Annotated in this window: 16 protein-coding genes; 8 read left to right on the forward strand and 8 right to left on the reverse strand. The window is 75.2% G+C overall.

Annotated elements, in window-relative coordinates; genetic code table 11:
- The first annotated feature begins 338 nt into the window (after positions 1-338).
- Entirely contained in the window at positions 339-1808 is a 1470-nt protein-coding gene (locus SNE206_RS24435; RefSeq protein WP_407915642.1) for a C40 family peptidase, read from the forward strand.
- Positions 1809-1832: 24 nt separating this feature from the next.
- Here SNE206_RS24435 and SNE206_RS24440 read toward each other — a convergent pair whose 3' ends face one another.
- On the reverse strand, positions 1833-4115 hold the full coding sequence (locus tag SNE206_RS24440; RefSeq protein WP_407915643.1) for an FdhF/YdeP family oxidoreductase: 2283 nt from the start codon (positions 4113-4115) through the stop codon (positions 1833-1835).
- 147 nt (positions 4116-4262) lie between these two features.
- Between SNE206_RS24440 and SNE206_RS24445 the strand changes: the two genes are divergently transcribed.
- Positions 4263-5261 carry a hypothetical protein gene (locus tag SNE206_RS24445; RefSeq protein WP_407915644.1) on the forward strand — a complete coding sequence of 333 codons (999 nt, stop codon included), beginning with the start codon at positions 4263-4265 and terminating at the stop codon, positions 5259-5261.
- Here the strand turns inward: SNE206_RS24445 and SNE206_RS24450 are convergent.
- Positions 5228-7168, reverse strand: a complete 1941-nt coding sequence (locus SNE206_RS24450; protein WP_407915645.1) for an FAD/NAD(P)-binding protein — start codon at positions 7166-7168, stop codon at positions 5228-5230. The two genes, SNE206_RS24445 and SNE206_RS24450, sit on opposite strands and share 34 nt — an antisense overlap.
- Positions 7165-8115: an amino acid ABC transporter permease gene (locus tag SNE206_RS24455; protein ID WP_407915646.1), complete on the reverse strand. Its 951-nt coding sequence runs from the start codon at positions 8113-8115 to the stop codon at positions 7165-7167. The genes SNE206_RS24450 and SNE206_RS24455 overlap by 4 nt, the downstream gene beginning before the upstream one ends.
- Positions 8116-8767: 652 nt before the next feature.
- Between SNE206_RS24455 and SNE206_RS24460 the strand changes: the two genes are divergently transcribed.
- The 6 genes from SNE206_RS24460 to SNE206_RS24485 are packed head-to-tail and all read left to right on the forward strand — an operon-like array spanning position 8768 to position 14190.
- Positions 8768-9910 (forward strand): LLM class flavin-dependent oxidoreductase, encoded by a 1143-nt coding sequence (locus SNE206_RS24460; RefSeq protein ID WP_407915647.1) that lies wholly within the window; start codon positions 8768-8770, stop codon positions 9908-9910.
- Positions 9907-10422: a GNAT family N-acetyltransferase gene (locus tag SNE206_RS24465; protein WP_407915648.1), complete on the forward strand. Its 516-nt coding sequence runs from the start codon at positions 9907-9909 to the stop codon at positions 10420-10422. The genes SNE206_RS24460 and SNE206_RS24465 overlap by 4 nt, the downstream gene beginning before the upstream one ends.
- Entirely contained in the window at positions 10419-11354 is a 936-nt protein-coding gene (locus SNE206_RS24470; RefSeq protein WP_407915649.1) for an ABC transporter substrate-binding protein, read from the forward strand. The genes SNE206_RS24465 and SNE206_RS24470 overlap by 4 nt, the downstream gene beginning before the upstream one ends.
- Positions 11355-11400: 46 nt before the next feature.
- Positions 11401-12375 carry an amino acid ABC transporter permease gene (locus tag SNE206_RS24475; protein ID WP_407915650.1) on the forward strand — a complete coding sequence of 325 codons (975 nt, stop codon included), beginning with the start codon at positions 11401-11403 and terminating at the stop codon, positions 12373-12375.
- Positions 12376-12395: 20 nt separating this feature from the next.
- Complete coding sequence (locus SNE206_RS24480; RefSeq protein ID WP_405015406.1) at positions 12396-13148, forward strand: amino acid ABC transporter ATP-binding protein; 753 nt, start codon at positions 12396-12398, stop codon at positions 13146-13148.
- Between the two features lie 52 nt (positions 13149-13200).
- Positions 13201-14190, forward strand: a complete 990-nt coding sequence (locus SNE206_RS24485; protein ID WP_407915651.1) for an ABC transporter substrate-binding protein — start codon at positions 13201-13203, stop codon at positions 14188-14190.
- A gap of 32 nt (positions 14191-14222) precedes the next feature.
- Here SNE206_RS24485 and SNE206_RS24490 read toward each other — a convergent pair whose 3' ends face one another.
- From SNE206_RS24490 to SNE206_RS24510, 5 genes are all read right to left on the reverse strand, one after another.
- Positions 14223-15116: an STM4011 family radical SAM protein gene (locus SNE206_RS24490; RefSeq protein ID WP_407915652.1), complete on the reverse strand. Its 894-nt coding sequence runs from the start codon at positions 15114-15116 to the stop codon at positions 14223-14225.
- The gene (locus SNE206_RS24495; RefSeq protein WP_407915653.1) at positions 15113-16438 is read right to left on the reverse strand and encodes an STM4012 family radical SAM protein; all 1326 of its coding nucleotides are present in this window, start codon (positions 16436-16438) and stop codon (positions 15113-15115) included. The genes SNE206_RS24490 and SNE206_RS24495 overlap by 4 nt, the downstream gene beginning before the upstream one ends.
- Complete coding sequence (locus SNE206_RS24500; RefSeq protein WP_407915706.1) at positions 16435-17256, reverse strand: STM4013/SEN3800 family hydrolase; 822 nt, start codon at positions 17254-17256, stop codon at positions 16435-16437. The genes SNE206_RS24495 and SNE206_RS24500 overlap by 4 nt, the downstream gene beginning before the upstream one ends.
- Positions 17257-17357: 101 nt before the next feature.
- A complete protein-coding gene (locus SNE206_RS24505) occupies positions 17358-18452 on the reverse strand; it encodes an STM4014 family protein (protein ID WP_407915654.1) in 1095 nt (364 codons plus the stop codon).
- Positions 18453-18461: 9 nt separating this feature from the next.
- A complete protein-coding gene (locus SNE206_RS24510) occupies positions 18462-19382 on the reverse strand; it encodes an STM4015 family protein (RefSeq protein ID WP_407915655.1) in 921 nt (306 codons plus the stop codon).
- Positions 19383-19389: the final 7 nt, after the last annotated feature.

Genomic DNA, 19389 nt, shown 5'->3' on the forward strand with positions numbered 1-19389 from the left:
GGACTGACGCTGCTGTCCTGCGTGACCGTAGGGAGCCTGGGTGAACGGAAGGTTAACTGGGCCCGGCGTTGCGGTTCCGGGGGTTGCGGAGGGGTTGCGGAGAAGGTGTGAAAGCGTGGACGCCGGGGCCTCGTACCGGGGTTATGTCCGCTTGGGTCCCCCTTGGTGACGGTTTGCTGAGAGCTGTCTCACACCCGTTCCCGCCCCCCGGTGAGGAGTGGCTGAGAATTCACCGGCCCGACCGCCGACCCCCTGCCGTTACCGGTGCGTCACATGGCAGGATTCTGCGCAGATCACCGGGCACCGGGCCCGGCAGGCTGGACTGGGGAGGGCGGCCGATGACGGCTGGACAGCGCACGGAGACCGGCATCCGCCCATGGGTGCGCGCAGCGCTGCGCTGCGGCGCGGTGCTCGCCGCCGCCGCCCTGTCCCTCCCGATGGCCACCGCCGCGTACGCCGCGCCCGAGCCCGGACCGTCGATCGGCGTCTCCGCCGGCGCCGACCCGCTCGCGGCGGCGAAGGCCACCCTCGGCCCGATGCTCGACCGGCTGCACCAGCTCTACCAGGAGGCCGAGGCCGCGACCGAGCAGTACAACACGGCCGTCGCGCAGCAGGCCGCGCAGCAGCAGCTCGTGGACGACCTCAAGGCCCGGCTGGTCTCGCAGCAGACCGCCGTCGACGCCGGGGTGGAGATCGCGGCCCAGCTCGCCGCCGCCCAGTACCGCAACGGACGGGCCTCCGACCTCGCCGACCTGATGCTCGCCGAGAACCCCTACCAGGCCGTGGTCATCGCGCAGCTGCTCGACGCCGCCGGCCGCTCCCAGAAGGCGTTCCTCGACCGCCTCACCTCGGACCGCGCCACCCTCGTCGAGCTCCAGTCCCAGGCCCAGCTCGCCCTCACCCAGGCCGGCGTGCTCGCCACCCAGCAGGAGGCCGCCAAGACCGACGTCGCCAAGCGGCTGACCGCGGTCGAGGACATGGTCGCCTCCCTCACCGGCGCGCAGCGCAGCGAGCTGGAGGCCCTGGAGCGCCAGCAGGCCGACGAGGCCCAGCTCGCCTTCCTCGCCTCCGGCGCCCTCGGCAAGGGCGAGCGCACGCCGTCCGCGGCGGGCCGCCAGGCCGTCGCGTACGCGCTCAAGCAGCTCGGCAAGGACTACGTCTGGGGCGGCGCCGGGCCCGACGTCTTCGACTGCTCCGGCCTGACCTCGCAGGCCTGGCTGCACGCGGGCGTGCCGATCCCGCGGACCAGCCAGGTGCAGTGGGCGCAGCTCAAGCACGTGCCGCTCAACCAGATCCGTCCCGGCGACCTGATCGTCTACTTCGGCGGCGCCACCCACATCGCCATGTACATCGGCGGCGGTCTCATCGTGCAGGCCCCGCACACCGGCGACGTCGTCAAGGTCTCCAAGATCGGCGCGATGCCGATCCTCGGCGCCGTCCGGCCCGACCCCGACGCGGCCGGGGACGACAAGGGCGGCCAGTGGAAGGTCCCGGACGTGAAGGTGGGCGAGGTGAAGATCGCCCCCGCCAAGCCGACCACGATCCCGCCGCGGCCCACCCCGCCGACCGTGCCGACCCCGCCGGCCCCGGGCACCCCGTCCGGCAGCCCTACCGGCACGCCGTCCGCGCCGGGCACGCCGTCCGCACCGGGCACCCCGTCGACGCCGGGCACGCCCCCGGCCCCGGGCACGCCGTCCGGCACCGGCACGCCCTCCGCGGCCGACTCGCCCTCGGCCGTGGGCTCCCGGTCGGCCTCGGCCTCGGCGGCGGCCGCGTCGCCGTCCTCCGCCGCCCCGACGGAGCAGTAGCCGCGGGGCCGGCGGACGGGGCCGTCAGGCCCCGCTGTCCGGCTCGAAGCGGACCACCACCGCCTTGGAGGTCGGCGTGTTGCTGACCTCCGCGGTGGAGTCCAGCGGTACCAGCACGTTCGTCTCCGGGTAGTAGGCGGCCGCACCGCCGCGCGCGACCGGGTAGTGCACCACCCGGAAGTGCGGGGCGCGGCGCTCCACGCCGTCCTTCCACTCGCTCACCAGGTCGACGTACAGCCCGTCGGCGAGGCCCAGCTGCTCGGCGTCGGCCGGGTTCACCAGGACCACGCGGCGGCCGCCGGTGATGCCGCGGTAGCGGTCGTCCAGGCCGTAGACCGTGGTGTTGTACTGGTCGTGCGAGCGCAGGGTCTGCAGCAGCAGGCGGCCGGCCGGCACCTCGGGCGCGGTCAGCGGGTTGACCGTGAAGTTGGCCCGGCCCGTCGCGGTCGGGAAGGTGCGGGTGTCGCGCGGGCCGTGCGGCAGGGCGAAGCCGCCCGGCCGCCGGACCTTCTCGTTGAAGCCGTCGAAACCGGCCACGACCCGGGAGATCCGGTCCCGCACGGTGTCGTACGAGGTGGCGAACTCCTCCCAGGGCGTGGCGTCTTCGGGCCCGAAGACCTCGCGCGCCAGCCGGCAGACGATCGCCGGTTCGGAGAGCAGCGTGTCGGACGGCGGCCGCAGCCCGCCGCGCGAGGAGTGCACCATGCCCATCGAGTCCTCGACGGTGACGAACTGGGCCCCGGCGGACGTCCGGTCCAGGTCGGTGCGGCCGAGCGTCGGCAGGATCAGCGCGCGGGCACCGGTCACCACGTGCGAGCGGTTGAGTTTGGTGGAGACGTGCACGGTGAGCCGGCAGCGGCGCATCGCGGCCTCGGTCACCGCGGTGTCGGGGGTGGCGGCGACGAAGTTGCCGCCCATCGCGAAGAACACCCGCACCCGGCCGTCGCGCATCGCCCGGATGGTGTCGACCGAGTCGAGCCCGTGCTCGCGCGGCGGCTCGAAGCCGAACTCCGCGCCGAGCGCGTCGAGGAAGGCGGGCGCCGGGCGCTCGAAGATGCCCATCGTGCGGTCGCCCTGCACGTTGCTGTGCCCGCGCACCGGGCAGACGCCCGCGCCGGGCCGGCCCACGTTGCCGCGCAGCAGCAGGAAGTTGACGACCTCCCGGATGGTCGGCACGGCGTGCCGGTGCTGGGTCAGGCCCATCGCCCAGCAGACGATGACCTTCTGCGAGGAGAGCACCAGCCGGGCGAGCTCCTCGATCTGCTCCCAGGGCAGGCCGGTGGCGGCGAGCACCTCCGCCCGGTCCGTCGACGCCGCCTCCGCGGCGAACTCCTCGAAGCCGTGGCAGTGTTCGGCGACGAACGCCTCGTCGACGCCGCCCTCGGCGGCCAGCACCAGCTGGTTGAGCGCCCGGAAGAGCGCGAGGTCGCCGCCGAGCCGGATCTGCAGGAACAGATCGGTGAGCTTCGTGCCGGAGCCGGCCAGGCCGCGGACGTTCTGCGGGTTCTTGAACCGCTCCAGCCCCGCCTCCGGCAGCGGGTTCACCGAGACGATCGTCGCGCCCGCCCGCTTCGCCCGCTCCAGGGCGGAGAGCATCCGCGGGTGGTTGGTGCCCGGGTTCTGCCCGGCGACGATGATCAGGTCGGCCTGGTACAGGTCCTTCAGGTGCACACTGCCCTTGCCGATGCCCAGGGTCTCCACCAGCGCCGAACCGGACGACTCGTGGCACATGTTGGAGCAGTCCGGCAGGTTGTTGGTGCCGAGCCGCCGGGCGAACAGCTGGTACAGGAACGCGGCCTCGTTGCTGGTGCGGCCCGAGGTGTAGAACGCGGCGGCGTCCGGGGTGTCGAGCGCCCGCAGCTCCTCGGCGACGATCCCGAAGGCCCGCTCCCAGGAGACCGGCACGTACGTGTCCGCGCCCTCCTCCAGCAGCATCGGCCCGGTCAGCCGGCCCTGCTGGCCCAGCCAGTAGCCGGACCGCTCCGCCAGCTCGGAGACCGGGTGGGCGGCGAAGAACTCCGCGGTGATCCGGCGCTCGGTGGCCTCCTCGGCGACGGCCTTCGCGCCGTTCTCGCAGAACTCCGCGGCGTGCGTGTGCTCCGGCTCCGGCCAGGCGCAGCCCGGGCAGTCGAAGCCGTCCGGCTGGTTGACCCTGCGCAGGGTGGCCAGGGTGCGCCGGGCGCCCATCTGCTCGCCCGCCATGCGCAGCGTGTGCAGCACCGCGGGCGTGCCGGCCGCCGCGTGCTGCGGGGCGGATATGCGCGGCGCGTCCTGCGCCGGGTCGACCTGCGGGGCCTGCTTGGCCATGACGGGCACCTCCTCCACCGGGCCCGGCAGCGTCGCCGCGGCACCGGATCCATCCTTCCACCGTCCGGCCCGCGCGGTCCGTGCAGGCCGGACGGTGGAAGGATGTGCGGCGCCAGCGCCGCCGCCGAGCCGTGAACGAGGTCGAGCATGCCGTCCGTCGAGAAGCCCGAGGGCCGGTTCGGCCCGCCCGCCGAGCCGTCCGCGGCGGCACCGGCCGTACCGGTCGCGCCGCCCGCCCCGGCGGTGCCGCCCGCGCCGCCCGTGGACGCGCCGCCCCCGGCCGCGCCGCAGGTGCCCGCGCAGGCCTCGGTGCCCGCCGCCGCACAGCCCGTCGACGCTGCGCCGGGCGACGCTGCGCCGGGCGGGGCGGCGGACGGGGTCCGGGCGCTGCTGGTGCGGCTGGGCGACGCCGCCGACACCGCGCCCACCCCCGACGGCGCGGTGCACCTGCTGGAGGCGGTCGCCCGCGAGGCGACCGCCCTGCTCGGCCGCTACGACCGCGACACCCTGACCGCCTGGCGCCGGCTCGGGGTCCGGCGGTCCGCCGCGGGCGACCCCTCCGGTGCCGCCCACCTGCTGGGCCAGGTCGCCGCCGACGCCGCACAGGCGCTCGGCCCGCACGACCCGGACACCCTGGAGACCCGGCTGGTGCACGCCCGGGCGGTCGGCGCCGCCGGCGACCCGTACGGCGCCGTGCACCTGCTGCGCGAGGTGCAGCCCGCGCTCGTGCAGGCCGTCGGGCCGTACGACGCGCGGGCCCTCACCGCGCAGTGCGGGCTCGCCGATGCGCTCGCCCGGGCCGGGGACGTCGTGTCGGCCGTCGGCGTGCTGCTGGAGATCGTGCCGGTCGTGCAGCACCACCTGGGCCCCGTCCACCCGCTGCTCGGCGAGGCCCGCTGCCTGCTGGGCCGGCTCGTGCCGCAGTGGCGGCGGATCTCCGGCGGCGGAGGGCTGCTGCCGGTCGCCGCGGTGGCGATGGTGCACCGGCTGCTGGTGTGGGACTTCGACTCCGACCGGGAGGCCGACCTCTTCCTCACCGAGCTGGAGCGCGCCACCGGCCACCGCGACCTGGCCGGCCGGCTCGCCGCCGTGCCGGACGAGCTGTCGGCGGATCAGGCGACGGCGATGCTGCTCGGGCCCGGCTGAGCGCTGCCGGCCGGGCCGTCGCCCGCGAGGGCGCGCAGCAGCGCCCGGGCGGCGGCGTCGTTCTGGCGGAAGCCCGGCGAGTTCGTGTACGGCCGGGCGAAGGCCGCGTAGCTGCGGGCGGAGGTGTGCGGGCCGAGTGCGGTGCGGCGGGGGTGCGGGGCGTCGCCGAGGGCCGGGTCGAGCAGCCGGCCGTCCGCGGGGGTGACGGCGACCAGCCCCGAACGGTGGACGTGGCCGGCGTCCGCGGTGACCTCCTCGGCCACCCGGCCCGCCCGGTGCAGCCGGTGCAGCACGGGGTCGGCGGTGCGGTCGAGGGCGTGCCGCGGCAGGTACGCCTCGATCAGGGCGGTGGCCCGCACCGTGCGGCCCGGCACGGTGGGGGAGGTGGCGGAGAACGTGCCGTCGCCCCCGTCGGCGGTGACGGCGACGTCGGCGCCGAGGAAGTGCACCACGCCCGCCTCCGACAGGGCGAGCAGCTGACGCAGCCGGAAGCCGGGCGGGCCGGAGGCGAGGAAGCTGAAGAAGCCGTTCCACCAGCCGTCGAACTCCTCGGCGACCGAGCGGGCGGTGAGGCGGCCGGAGGCGGCGAGCCGCGGCAGCTGCCCGTAGAGCGACAGCAGGGCCAGGAAGGCCCCGAGGTCGGCGCTGTGGGCCGGGTCGGCGCGGCGGTCGGCGTCCGCGCGGACGTACGCCCGCAGGTGCTGCTGGAGCTGGTCGCCGTCGGCGAGCCGCAGGCCGGCGAGCGGGCGGTCGAGCCGCTCGAAGTCGAGCCGGTCGGCGGGGTCGGGCACGGCGGCGGCCACGAGCACGGCGCGCTCCGGGCCGTACCAGTCGAGCGGGTCGTAGGCCGCGAGGAACTCCGCCCAGGGGAGCGCGGTGCGTTCCGGGTGGGCGTGGAACAGCTCGTGGTAGTGGCCGAAACCGATCTCCTTGGCCATCAGCGGCCAGACGTCGCGGCGGAGTTCGAGCGGCTCCGGCCGGGCGGTCAGGGCGTCGACGGCGGCCGCGTCGAAGTAGCGGGGCAGCGGGGCGGGCGGCCCCTGGAGGCGGTAGTGCGTCTTGGAGTGGTACGGCACGCCGCGCCGGGAGCCCGCGTGGATCACCGGTTCGCGGCCGGACGGCAGGTAGCGCAGCCCGTCCGGCGTCTCCTCGAACCGGCCGCCGCGGCCCTCGGTGAGCAGGGAGACGAGGTCGACGAAGGCCAGGCCCAGGCCGCGCAGGATCACCGGCTCGCCCGGCCGCAGACCGTCGAGGCCGGCGTCCGAGGAGAACGCCGGCGGCAGGTGGAAGCGGCCGTGCCGGGCGGCGAACTCCGCCGTGTCCCGGTGCTGCGGCTCGGGGGAGGAGTCGAGGTGGCCGAGGGTGAGCACCACCTGGTCGGCCGTCAGCACGCGTTCGGAGAGCCGCACGCGCTGCACCCCGTCGTCCGGGCCGGAGACGGACCGCGCGGTGTCGCGGTGCACCGTGACGGTGACGTGCGCGGGCAGGTCGGCGACCGCCCGGCGGAACACCCAGTCCAGGTAGGCGCTCTGCGCGCGGCGGGTCGGGAAGTCCGCCGGGCCGAGCGCGCGGAGCTCCTGCGCGAGCGCCGGGTCGGCGGGCGGCCGGTACGGCGGGTACCGCTCCGGTTCGGCGGCCCACGCGGCGAGCGACGGCCCGGGGCGTACGGGCCCCTCCAGGGTCGAGGAGGTGTCGGTGAACATCGTGACGTCCTCCGCCATCGAGTTCATCCGCAGCAGCGGCGACTGCGCGTACCGCCAGATCCGGCCACCCCCCGGCGGGTACGGGTCGACCAGGTGGATGTGCAACGGCACGTCGGCGGGCAGGAGTTCGGGCGCGTTGGCGGCGATCCGCTCCAGCAGCCCGGTGCCGCGCGGCCCGGCCCCGACGATCACCAGCGTGCTCACCGCCGCACCCCCGGCCGGGCGGCGCGCAGGCCGGCGAGCGCCCGGGCGTACGGCGTCGGCGGCAGCGCCCCGCGGGTCGTGCCGCGGGCGTAGTGCCGCTCCACGTGGTACTGCACCGCGGAGAGCACGCTGGTCACCGCGATGTACCAGAGCGTCGCCACCAGCAGCAGCGGGATGACCTCGTACGTCTGGTTGTAGATCAACTGGGCGGAGAACAACAGGTCGTGGACGGCCAGCACACTGACGATGCTGGTGCCCTTGAGCGTGCCGACCAGCATGTTGCCGGCGGTCGGCACGATCGAGCGCATCGCCTGCGGCACGACGATCCGGCGCAGCACGCGGGCGCGGGGCAGCCCCAGCGACTGGGCGGCCTCCACCTGCCCCTGGTCGACGGAGAGGATGCCCGCCCGCACCACCTCGGCGGCGAACGCGGCCTCGTGCAGGGTGAGTCCGACGATCGCGGTGACCGTCGGCCCGAGCAGGTTCACCGTCCGCACGCTGAACAGCTCGGGCCCGTACGGCACCCCCAGCGACAGCGTCGGGTACAGCGCGCCGATGTTGAACCAGAGCAGCAGCTGCACCAGCACCGGCGTCGCCCGGAACACCCAGACGTAGCCCCAGCTCAGCGCCGAGAGCACCGGGTTGCCGGACAGCCGGGCCACCGCCAGCAGCGTGCCCAGGGCGAAGCCCAGCACCATCACGGCGGCCGTCAGCCACAGGGTCAGCAGCAGCCCCTGCACGATCGCGGCACTGGTGAGGTAGCGGCTGACGACGTCCCACCGGAAGGCGGCGTTGCGGGCCACCGACTGCAGCACCAGCGCGAGGACGAGCAGGGCGAGGGCGGCGGCCAGCGGCCGTCCGGCGCGGCGGCGCGGCACGATCACCGGCTCGGCGGGGACGGGCGGCGGGGCGACGGAGGGCGGCAGGACGTCGTGCGACGTGGCCATGGGGGAGCTCCAGGGTGCGGGCGGACAGGCGGGCCTGCGGTCCGTCGCGCGCGCCGTGTCCCTCAACACGGCGGGAGCCGCCGGGACATCGGCCGGGCTCCGGGGCACCTCGCTCCGGGCAGGATCGTACGCGTATCCGAACGCCGCCTGTCAAGGGTGCCCCGGCACCGCCCGCGGCCGGCCCTCCGTTTTCGGACGGTGGTTGACGAACTCCGACCGGCACTGCTCAACTTGACGGCATGAACGCCGAGCAGCGCCTGGTCACGCGCGACCACATCGACTTCGGTCGGGTGTGGTCCGCAGCGTGTCGCGGCTGACTCGGCAGCGGGCTGTCTGACCGGCCCTTTCTTCCCCCGGGAGACCCTCCCTCGTCCGCCCCGCCGTGTGGGGCCGGGACGCCGTCCGCGCCCGCGGACCAGCATCAGGCGCACGCTGCCGCCTCCTTCGCGCACCCGCTCCACCCGGTGACACGCCGGGTTCCGTCACGCGCACCCGTCCCGTCCGCTGCGGCCCTGCCCGCCCGCGCCCCCACCTGCCCGTCCGCGCCCCCGCGCCCGCACCGCCGGGCCGGGCCGCGCCGTGCGCGCGCCGAACCGCGCCCGCCCGCCGGGCCGGCCGCGTGCGCCCCGGCTCCCCCGAAGAGAGGCCCGCCATGCCCGTCGAGTTCCTCGGCATCGCCGCCACCGGCGACGGCTCCGAGACCACCCCCCGCACCACCGCCGCCTTCGACCGCGACTACACGCTGCGCCTCGCCCGTGCCCACGAGGACCACGGCTGGGACCGCGTGCTCTTCGCCTACGGCGCCGGCTCGCCCGAGCCCGCGGCCGCCGCCGCGTTCCTCGCCACGAAGCTCGACCGGCTGCAGATCCTCCTCGCCCACCGGCCCAACGTCTCCTACCCGACCTTCGCCGCCAAGACCTTCGCCACCCTCGACCACATCAGCGACGGCCGGCTGACCGTGCACTTCATCACCGGCGGCAACGACCACGAGCAGCAGCGCGAGGGCGACTTCCTCACCAAGGACGAGCGCTACGACCGCACCCGCGAGTACATCGGCATCGTCAAGAAGGCCTGGACGAGCCGCGAGCCCTTCGACCACGAGGGCACCCACTACCGCTTCCGCGACTTCGTCTCCGACGTCCTCCCCGTGCAGCAGCCCCGGCCGGGCGTCTCCTTCGGCGGCTCCTCCGACGCCGCGTACGCGGTCGGCGGGGCCGAGGCCGACGTCTACTGCCTGTGGGGCGAGCCGCTGGCCCGCACCGCCGAGCAGATCGACCGTGTCCGCGCCGCCGCGCGCGCCGCGGGCCGCACCGACACCCCGCGTATCCAGGTGGCGTTCCGGCCGATCATCGCCCCCACCGAGGCGCTCGCCTGGGAGAAGGCGCACCGCACCGTCGACGCCATCAGGGCCCGCCGGGCCGGCCAGGACCTCGTCCGCCGCCGCCTCGTCACCGACGGCCCGGAGAACACCGGCTCGCAGCGGCTGATCGAGATCGCCGAGGCCGGCGAACGCTACGACCGCGCCCTGTGGACCCCGACCGCCGCCGCCACCGGCGGCGCCGGCAACTCCAACGCCCTCGTCGGCACCCCCGAGACCGTCGCCGAAGCCCTCCTCGACTACCACGACCTCGGCGTCGACATCCTCTCCGCCCGCGGCTACGACCACATCGACGACGCGATCGACTTCGGCCGGTACGTCATCCCGATCGTCCGCGAGGAGGTCGCCAAGCGGGACGCCGCCAAGGCCGCCGCCCGCGAGAACGACCGCCACCAGCTGATCGCGGCCCAGGCATGAGCCTCACCACCGAGGTGCGGGCCGTCCGGCTGGGCGACCCGCTCACCGAACCCCTCGTCCGCGAGCTCACCCACGAGTACCTGACCCGCTACGGGCCCGGCGCGCACGACGAGATGGCCCGCTACCCGGCCGAGGAGTTCGCCCCGCCCGGCGGCCTGCTGCTCCTCCTGCTGGAGGGCGGCGCACCCGTCGCCGGCGGGGCGTACCGGCGGCACGCCGACCCCGGCACCGCCGAGGTCAAGCGCATGTGGACGCACTCCGCGCACCGGCGCCGCGGACTCGCCCGCCGGGTCCTCGCCGAACTGGAACAGGCCGCGGCCGCCGACGGCTACCGCCGGATCTTCCTCACCACCGGACCGCTCCAGCCGGAGGCCCGCGGCCTCTACCTGGCGACCGGCTACACCCCGCTCTTCGACCCGGCGGCGGTGCCCGTGGAACCCCACCCGCTGCCCTTCGAGAAACACCTGACCGCCGCCCGGCACCCCGGACCCGAGGAGAAGCGCCACCCGTGAGACACCGACTCCCCGCCGCCGCGGCCGCGGCCGCCGCCCTGCTCCTGCTGGCCGCCTGCGGTGCGGGGCCCGACGCCTCCGGCCCGGACGTCGGCGCCTCCGCCGCGTCCGCCGCCCGGCAGGACGTGCTCGCCGCCGTGCAGAAGTCCGACGCGGCGGCCGCCCTGCTCCCCGCGGACGTCCGCGCCGCCGGCACCCTCAAGCTCGGCGGCTCGGTCGGCACCCCGCCGAGCGCGTTCTACCCGGACGCCGCCACGAAGAAGCCCGCCGGCCTCGACGTCGACTTCGCCGACGCCGTCGCGAAGGTCCTCGGCATCACCATCAACCGCGAGGACGCCGCCTTCGAGACCATCCTGCCCGCCCTCGGCAGCGGCAAGTACGACGTCGGCACCGGCAACTTCGGCGTCACCACGGCCCGGTTGAAGACCATCGACTTCGTCACCTACATCGACGACGGCCAGGGCTTCGCCGTCCGCAAGGACGACACCTCCCTCCAGGCGGTCACCGACCTCGTGCAGCTCTGCGGCCTGACCGTCGGCACCGGCGCCGGCACCACCTTCGAGACGACCCTCAACGCCAAGAAGAACGTCTGCACCGACGCCGGCCGCAAGCCGTACGAGGTCAAGGCGTTCAGCGACAACGGCGCCGTGCTCACCGGCCTCCAGCAGGGCCGCATCGACGTCGTCATGTCGACCATCAACGGGCTGCGCCACCAGGCCGCCCAGCCCGCCGCCGGCACGCGGTTCCTCGGCGAGTTCCACCGGCTCGACGTCGGCTTCGCCTTCAAGAAGGGCTCGCCGCTCACCCCGGCCTTCCGCGCCGCCGTCAACCAGCTGATCAAGGACGGCACGTACACGCGGATCCTCCAGAAGTGGGGCACCGCGGACTCCGCCATCACGGAGTCGCAGATCAGCCCGCCCGAGCACACGTGACGCCGCGCCCGCCCGTCCCGCCGCAGCCCCGCAGAGGAACCCCGCCATGACCACCACCGCACCCGAGCAGACCGCCGGGCCGGCCACCGGCCCGCCCGGCGAGGCCGGGCTCCGGGTCGTCCCCGCCCGGCACCCGTGGCGCTGGGCGGCCGGCGCCACCGCGCTCGTCCTCGTCGCCCAGTTCGTCCACGGCCTCGCCACGAACCCCGGCTGGGACTGGCCGACCTTCCGGGCGTACGCCCTCACCCCGACGATCCTCCGGGCCGTCGGTACCACCCTCCAACTCACCTTCTACGCCACGGTGCTGGGCTTCGCACTGGGTGCTGCGGTGGCCGCGCTGCGGCTCTCCCGCAGCCCCGTGCTGCAGACCATCGCCTGGACGTACGTGTGGGCGTTCCGCTCGATCCCGCTGATCGTGCAACTCGTCTTCTGGTTCAACCTCGCGTACCTCTACCGGCGGCTCGGGCTCGGCATCCCGTTCGGTCCGGTGCTGGTCGACTTCGACACCGTGGGCGTGCTCGGCGCGCTCGGCGCCGCCGTCGTCGGGCTGGCCCTGCACCAGGCCGCGTACGCCGCCGAGATCATCCGGGCCGGCGTCATCTCCGTCGACGCCGGCCAGCGGGAGGCCGCCGCGGCCCTCGGCATCCCCCGGCTGCGGCAGATCCGGCGGATCATCCTCCCGCAGGCCATGCGCGGCATCCTGCCCAACGCCGCCAACGAGATCATCTCGCTCTTCAAGGCCACCTCGGTGGTCTACGTCATGGCGATCGGCGAACTCTTCTACCAGGTGCAGGTGATCTACGGCCGCACCGGCCGGGTCGTCCCGCTGCTGCTGGTCGCCACCGCCTGGTACGTGCTGCTCACCACCCTGCTGTCTGTCGGCCAGTACTACCTGGAACGCCGCTTCGCCCGCGGCACCGACCGCATCCCGCCGCCCGGCCCGCTGCAGCAGGCCCGCGAACTCGTCCGCCGGGCCGCGGCCAGGCCCGGCCCGCCCTCACCCTCCGGAGGCCGACCGTGACCACCGCCCCCGCCCCCGCGATGGTGGACATCCGCGGCGTGCACAAGAGCTTCGGCCGGCTGGAGGTGCTGCGCGGCGTCGACCTGAGCGTGGCGGCCGGCTCGGTCACCGTCGTGCTCGGCCCGTCCGGCTCCGGCAAGTCGACCCTGCTGCGGGCCGTCAACCACCTGGAGAAGCTCGACCGCGGCACCGTCACGATCGACGGCGAGCTGATCGGCTACCGGCGCTCCGGCGACCGGCTCCACGAACTCCGCGAGCGCGAGGTGCTGCGGCAGCGCACCAACCTCGGCTTCGTCTTCCAGAACTTCAACCTCTTCCCGCACCTCACCGTGCTGGAGAACGTGGCCGAGGCGCCGATCGGCGCGCTCCGCCTGCCGAAGGCGCAGGCCAGGGCGCGCGCCCTGGAGCTGCTCGGCCGGGTCGGCCTCGCCGACAAGGCCGCCGACTACCCGCGACGCCTCTCCGGCGGCCAGCAGCAGCGCGTCGCGATCGCCCGCGCACTCGCCCTCGAACCCAAGGTGCTGCTCTTCGACGAGCCGACCTCGGCCCTCGACCCGGAGCTCGTCGGCGAGGTGCTCGACGTCATCAAGGACCTGGCCGCGGCCGGCACCACGATGATCGTCGTCACCCACGAGATCGGCTTCGCCCGCGAGGTCGCCGACACCGTCGTCTTCATGGACGGCGGCGTCGTCGTCGAGCAGGGGCCGCCGGCGGCCGTCCTCGACCACCCGCAGCACGAGCGCACCCGCGCCTTCCTGTCCAAAGTCCTGTGACCCGGAGCTCCCTGATCCGTCCGTGGTCCACCGTCCTGCAAGGAGCCATGCCGTGACCCTGTCCCGCCGTACGCCCGCCGCCGTCGCGGCCCTCGCCGCCGCGCTCGTCCTGACCGCCTGCGGGTCCGCGTCCACCGCCGGGGGCGGTGACGGCACGGGCACGGCGAAGGCCGGGACGGCCCCGAACGGGATCACCGTCAACCTGACGCCCGACCAGAAGCGCGTCACCACGCCCAAGGTCGACGCCGTCGCCGCACTCCTCCCGGAGGAGATCAGAAAGCGGGGCACCCTCCAGGTCGTCGGCAACGCGGGCACCGTGCCGCCGCTGGAGTTCACCGCCACCGACGACAAGACCGTCATCGGCGTCGAGACCGACATCGCCGAGCTCGTCGGCAACGTGCTGGGGCTCGACGTCCAGCACAACACGGTCTCCTGGGAGAACGTCTTCGTCGGCCTCGACAGCGGCAAGTACGACGTCGGGTTCACCAACATCACCGTGACCGAGGCCCGCAAGGAGAAGTACGACTTCGCCACCTACCGCCTCGACATCCTCGGCTTCGAGGCGCGCAAGGGCGGCAGCTGGAAGGTCACCGGTCCGAAGGACGTCGCCGGGCACGTCATCGGCACGTCGTCCGGCACCAACCAGGAGAAGCTGCTGATCTCCTGGAACGAGCAGAACGTCAAGGCGGGCCTCAAGCCGGTCGACATCAAGTACTACCAGAACTCCTCCGACTACTACCTGGCGCTCACCTCGGGCCGGATCGACGCCTGGCTCGGCCCCAACCCGACCGAGGCCTTCCACGCCGCGCAGACCGGCGAGACCGAGGTGATCGGCACCTACTCCGGCGGCGGCGCCGACGTCCTCGGCAAGATCGCCGCGACCACCAAGAAGGACAGCGGCCTGGTGAAGGCGCTGAGCGGCGCCGTCAACGAGATCATCAGGAACGGCACCTACGCCCAGGTGCTCAAGCGCTGGGGCCTGGGCGAGGAGGCCGTGCAGACCTCCGAGATCAACCCGCCCGGCCTGCCGAAGATCGGCTGAGCCGCGGAGGGGCGGCCCGCGTCCCGCACGGCTCACCAGCCGTGCGGGATCCGCTCCAGGACGCCGCCCGCGAACACGTCGTGCAGCGGCAGCGACTCCAGGTGCACGTAGCCGATGTGGCAGTCGCAGACCGGCAGCGGACAGTCCCGCGGGACCAGCCGGGAACGGTACGAGCCGTCGTACAGGTTGCCCAGCGGCGGGCGGACGAAGTGGCACCGGCGCACCGTGCCGTCGCCGTCGACCGAGACCACCGACTCCCCGGTGCGGCACGGCCGGCCCTCGCTGGGGTGCGGTTCGCGGCTCCAGCCGAAGAGCGGGTCGACCGCCGTCCAGGCGGCGGCTTCGGCGTCGTCGTAGCGGCGGCCGTCCGCGGCGTTGACCCACAGGTAGGTCGAGGCGGGCAGCTCGGCGCGCAACTCCCGTGCCGCGTCGAGGTGTTCCGGCTCGCCGACGATGCCGACGCTGTGCCGCACACCCATGGCCGCCAGCTCGCCGATCCGGGCGAGGAACCGCTCGCGCGGCACCTGCCCGGGATGGTAGGTCACCCACAGCGCCAGCGTGCCGGGATCGGCCCCGGCCAGCCAGTCGGTGCGGCAGCTGAGGTTGGTCTGGATCGCCACCCGCCGCACGTGCGGCAGCCGGCTCAGCTCGACCATCGCCCTCCGGTACCAGGACCGCACGAGGCCCTCGCCCCACGGCGTGAACAGCACCGAGAGGGTGTCGCCGGTCTGCCCGGCCACCCACGCGGTGAACCGCTCCAGCGCGGCCCGGTCGGCCCGCAGCTGCTCCCGGGTGTCCCGCCGCTTCGCGAACGGGCAGTACGGGCAGTCGTAGTCGCAGGAGGCGAGCGGCCCGCGGTAGAGCAGGGTGAGGTCGGCCGGCACCTCGTCGGGGCGGCGGCCCGGCAGGCCGAGGTCGACGGTCACTTCTGCTCGTACGCGGTCATCGCGGCCTGCACCGCGGGGGAGAACAGCATCGGGCCGACGGCGTCCGAGTGCGCCAGGCCCTCGGGGGAGAGCACCAGCCGCCCCGGCCGCCCCGCCAGCCAGCCGCGGGCCTCGAACGCGGCCAGCTCGGCGGGGAAGTCGTCGGCCGGCAGCGAGCCGAACCGCGCCCGGTAGTCGGCGAGTCCGAGCCCTTCGGCCTGCAGGAGGGTCTGCACGAGGTGGCGGCGGCGGCTCTCGTCGGCGTCCATCGCCCGGCCGACCTCGGCGCGGGTGAAGTCCGCGGTCGCGACGTAGTCGTCGATGATGCCGCGCACCTCGCGGGCGTCCACCGCGTAGTCGAAGGAGTAGTGCAGGCCCGCGGTGTACGAGCGGGCGCCGCAGCCCAGCCCGACCATGCCGTCGGTCTGGCAGGCGTACTCGCCCGCGCTCGCGGCGGCCGCACCGGCACGGCGGAACATCCGCATTGACACCTGCTCGTAGCCCTCGGCGAGCAGGTGGTCGCGGCCCGCGCGGTACAGGGCGAGCCGCTGCGCGTCCCACTGCGGCGACGGCTCGTCGGCGGCGCGCCGGCCCAGGCCGGTCAGCGGGCGGACGTACAGCGGGTAGAGGTACAGCTCCTCCGGCCGCCACGCGAGCGCGGCGTCCAGCGAGGCGAGCCAGCTGGCCTCGGTCTGGCCGTCGATGCCGTAGATGAGGTCGAGGTTGAGCACCGGTATGCCCGCCGCCCGGATCCGCCCGAGCGCCGCCTCCACCGCGGCGCGCTTCTGCGGGCGCACCGCCGAACGGGCCTCCTCGTCGAGGAACGACTGCACGCCGAGGCTGAGCCGGGTGGTGCCGCGCTCCGCCAGCACGGCCAGCCGGTCGGCGGTGGCGGTGTCCGGGGAGGCCTCCACCGACAGCGGCACCGCCCGCAGGTCGACGCCCGTCCGCTGCTCGGCGATGTCGCAGAGCCGGCTCAGCTCGGCCGCGGTCAGGTAGGTGGGGGTGCCGCCGCCGAACGCCGCCAGCGCGAACCGCGCGTCCGGGTCCAGGGCGTCCCGGACGGCCGCGGCCTGCCGCTCCAGCGCGTCCAGGTAGGCGGTGGTCAGCCCCTCCGGGCTGCCGATCCGGGTGAAGAGGTTGCAGAAGCCGCAGCGCACCTCGCAGAACGGCACGTGGAGGTAGAGCGAGAGCGCGTGCTGCGGCTCGCCCGCCCACAGGTCGCGCAGCGCGGGCCGCTCCGGCAGCGGCCGGTACGCCGTCTTGTGCGGGTACGCGTACACGTAACTGCGGTACGGGGTCTGGGCGGTGGCCGTGGTCATCGGGCGGGCCTCTCGGACGCGGGGAGGGTGAAGTGGGCGTACGGCACCGACCAGACCACCTCGTGGCCGATCCGGTGGCCGGTGTAGCCGTCCTCGCCGTACGCCGTGCCGTGGTCGGAACAGACGATCGCGAAGCACGGGCGGCGCCGGCTCATCGCGGCGAACAGCCGGCCGACGTGCGCGTCGACGTACTCCAGGGCCGCCGCGTGGCTGGCCCGGGTGTCGCCGTGCTCCCGGCCCGCCCCGGGCAGGTGGAACCAGTTCGGCTGGTGCAGCGCGGAGACGTTCACGAAGAGGAACAGCGGCTGCCCGGCGGGCTGTTCGGCACAGACCCGCTCCGCGCAGGCGACCTGCTCCTCGAACGACGTCGGCGAGGGCACGCCCATGCCCGGCGTCCAGTGGCTCTCCTGGAACAGCCCCGGCAGCACCGACCCCAGCGGGCCCTGCCGGTTGAAGAAGCCCACACCGCCGATGCAGACCGTGCGGTACCCGGCGCCCGCGAGCGCCGACGGCAGGTCCGGGGTGTCGAACACCCAGGTGCGCGGCTCGGTCGTCTCCGACCCGGCGAAACGCGCCGCGAACAGCCGCGGGTGCGGCCCGTCCGGGCTCGCCGGCGTCGGCAGGAACCCGGCCAGGATCGCCTGGTGCGAGGCGTACGTGAAGCTGCCGGGCGCGTGCCGCCGCTCCCAGCGGCCGCCGGGCAGGTGCGCGGCCAGGTGCGGGATGCGGCCCGCCGCGGCGAGCTCCTCGGCCACGTCGAGGCGCAGCGTGTCGAGGGTGACGAGCAGCAGGTCGTGACTGCCGACCACGGTGTTCATGTCGGGGATGCCCGGGGTGCCCGCGGCGGGGGTGCCCGCGGCCGGGGTGGCCGGTTCAGGGGTGGCCGGGGGCGTAGTGGCCGGTTCAGGGGTGCGGTGGGTCATCGGGGGCTTTCCGTCCGGGGTGGTGCGGCGAGCAGGGCGGCGATCTGGGCACCGTACGTGTCCAGGCCCTCGGCCGGTCCGCCGGGCAGGCCGGTCAGGCCCGGCAGCAGGTCGCCGAAGGCGTTGACCTCGCCGACGACGGCGCGCCGCCAGCCCGCCGTGGGCAGCACGTCGACGCCGACCATCGGCGCGGCCGGGAAGCAGGCCGCGGCGGCCTCCGCGGTCTCCAGCAGCACCGGCCAGGCCGGGCCGGCCGCCTCGCGGGCGAGCGCCAGGTCGCCGCGCGCCCCGCCGAGGTGCAGGTTGGTCATCGGCCGGGCGCTGGTGCGCACCACCACGTGGGTGGCCCGGCCGCCGACCACCACCACCCGTAGGTCGGCCGCGCGGCCGGACTGCGCGGCCTTCGGCACCCACTGCTCGACGTGCAGGCCGTCCGGGGCGAGCCGGTCGACCAGCTCGGCGACCTCCGGCACGGTGCGGTAGCGGCGCACCCGCAGCGAGTTGTGCAGCCCGCCGGGCGTCAGCTCCGCGGACGTCGTCGCCTGCACCTGCCCGCGCGGCCCGAGTTCCAGCGCCACCACGCCGGAGGCCGACGACCCGTGCACGGGCTTCACGAACACCCGGTGCATCCCGGCGGCGGCCAGCCGCTCCCGCAGGTCGGCCCAGCCCGCGGGCGGCGGCCCGTCCAGGGCGCGCGGCACCGGCACGCCCGCCTGCGCGAGCAGCCGGTGCGCGCGCCGCTTGTCGAACATCACCGCGATCTCCGCGGGGTCGCCGAGCAGCCGCACCCCGGGCCGCGCCGCGACCCGGTGCAGGGCGGCCGTCACGCCCGCGTGCCACGCCGCGCCGCCCTCCACCCGGGTCGGCGCGTACCCGGCGCCGAGGGCGGGGCCGCGCAGCAGGGCGTCGACGGCCGGCTCCTCGCCGGGCGACTCGACCCGCAGCAGCGTTCCGGGCGGCGGACCGTCCGTGCCGCGCAGCACGTCCAGCCAGGGCAGGACGGCCGGTGCGGGCAGGCCTGCGGCCCGGGCGGCGGCCGCGAAGAGCACGACGCGCCGGTGGCCGGGGTTGCCGAGGACGGTGAGCTGCACGGTCGTCGCCTACTCGGAGACCGCCACGTAGCGGTCCTCCTCGTCCTCCTCGTCCTCCGCGTCGGACAGGTCGAGGGCGACGCCGGGCAGGGCGTCGCGCAGGCGCTGCTGCATCGGCCCGGTGAGGTAGTGGTGGTGCAGGTCGAGCGCGGCGAGGTGGGTGAGCGGCTGGCCGGCCAGCAGCGCGGCGGCGCCCTCGTCGGTCAGCACGCCCAGGCCCAGCGCGAGCCGCTCCAGCCGGGCGACGACCGGGGCCTGCGCGACGGCCGCGGCGATGTCGTCCTGGTACTCGCTGTTCTGCAGGCCGAGCGTGCGCAGCGCGGGCAGCCGGGTGCCGGCGAGGAACGGCGCCAGGTCGTCGGGGCCGTGGTCGCCGCCGTACTCGTCGACGCCGAGCCACAGGTCGAGCGCGTCCAGTGCGGGCAGGTCGGAGGCGCCGAGGGCCCGCACCACCTCGCCGGGCAGGCCGCCCGACTCGAAGGCCAGCGTGCGCAGCCGCCCGTGCCGCACCGGCCGCAGCCGCAGGCCGGAACCGCCCCGCACCGTCAGGTCGGTGAGGTGCGGGAAGGCCTCGAACACCGGGGTGATGTCGCACATCTCCAGCCAGGAGATCTCGCACTCCTCGGCCTCGACGTCGCCGAGGAAGAGCGCCTCCAGCGCGGGCAGCCGCCCGGCGGCGCCGGTGATCGCGGCCAGCGGCCCGGCGAGGCCGTCGTACTCGCCGGGCCACCACGCGCCGAGCACCAGGGCGCGGACGTGCGCCGGGTCGACGGCGTCGAGGAAGCGCTGCCAGGCCGCCTCGAACGACTCGCGGTGGCCGTAACCGAGGGCGATCCGCCAGGCGGCCTTGTCGGCCGGGGGCAGCGGCTCGCCCCGGTCGAGGGCGGCCAGGACGTCGCAGACGGGAAGTCCGTGGAACGTTCGGGTCATCGGGGCA

This window comes from Kitasatospora sp. NE20-6 (assembly GCF_045862635.1).

Excerpts from the sequence above, each read along its gene's own strand:
- SNE206_RS24495 (WP_407915653.1), bottom strand. The coding sequence starts at position 16,438 with ATGACCACGGCCACCGCCCAGACCCCGTACCGCAGTTACGTGTACGCG.
- SNE206_RS24445 (WP_407915644.1), top strand. The coding sequence starts at position 4,263 with ATGCCGTCCGTCGAGAAGCCCGAGGGCCGGTTCGGCCCGCCCGCCGAG.
- SNE206_RS24465 (WP_407915648.1), top strand. The coding sequence starts at position 9,907 with ATGAGCCTCACCACCGAGGTGCGGGCCGTCCGGCTGGGCGACCCGCTC.
- SNE206_RS24460 (WP_407915647.1), top strand. The coding sequence starts at position 8,768 with ATGCCCGTCGAGTTCCTCGGCATCGCCGCCACCGGCGACGGCTCCGAG.
- SNE206_RS24500 (WP_407915706.1), bottom strand. The coding sequence starts at position 17,256 with ATGAACACCGTGGTCGGCAGTCACGACCTGCTGCTCGTCACCCTCGAC.
- SNE206_RS24480 (WP_405015406.1), top strand. The coding sequence starts at position 12,396 with ATGGTGGACATCCGCGGCGTGCACAAGAGCTTCGGCCGGCTGGAGGTG.
- SNE206_RS24475 (WP_407915650.1), top strand. The coding sequence starts at position 11,401 with ATGACCACCACCGCACCCGAGCAGACCGCCGGGCCGGCCACCGGCCCG.
- SNE206_RS24435 (WP_407915642.1), top strand. The coding sequence starts at position 339 with ATGACGGCTGGACAGCGCACGGAGACCGGCATCCGCCCATGGGTGCGC.
- SNE206_RS24455 (WP_407915646.1), bottom strand. The coding sequence starts at position 8,115 with ATGGCCACGTCGCACGACGTCCTGCCGCCCTCCGTCGCCCCGCCGCCC.
- SNE206_RS24510 (WP_407915655.1), bottom strand. The coding sequence starts at position 19,382 with ATGACCCGAACGTTCCACGGACTTCCCGTCTGCGACGTCCTGGCCGCC.
- SNE206_RS24440 (WP_407915643.1), bottom strand. The coding sequence starts at position 4,115 with ATGGCCAAGCAGGCCCCGCAGGTCGACCCGGCGCAGGACGCGCCGCGC.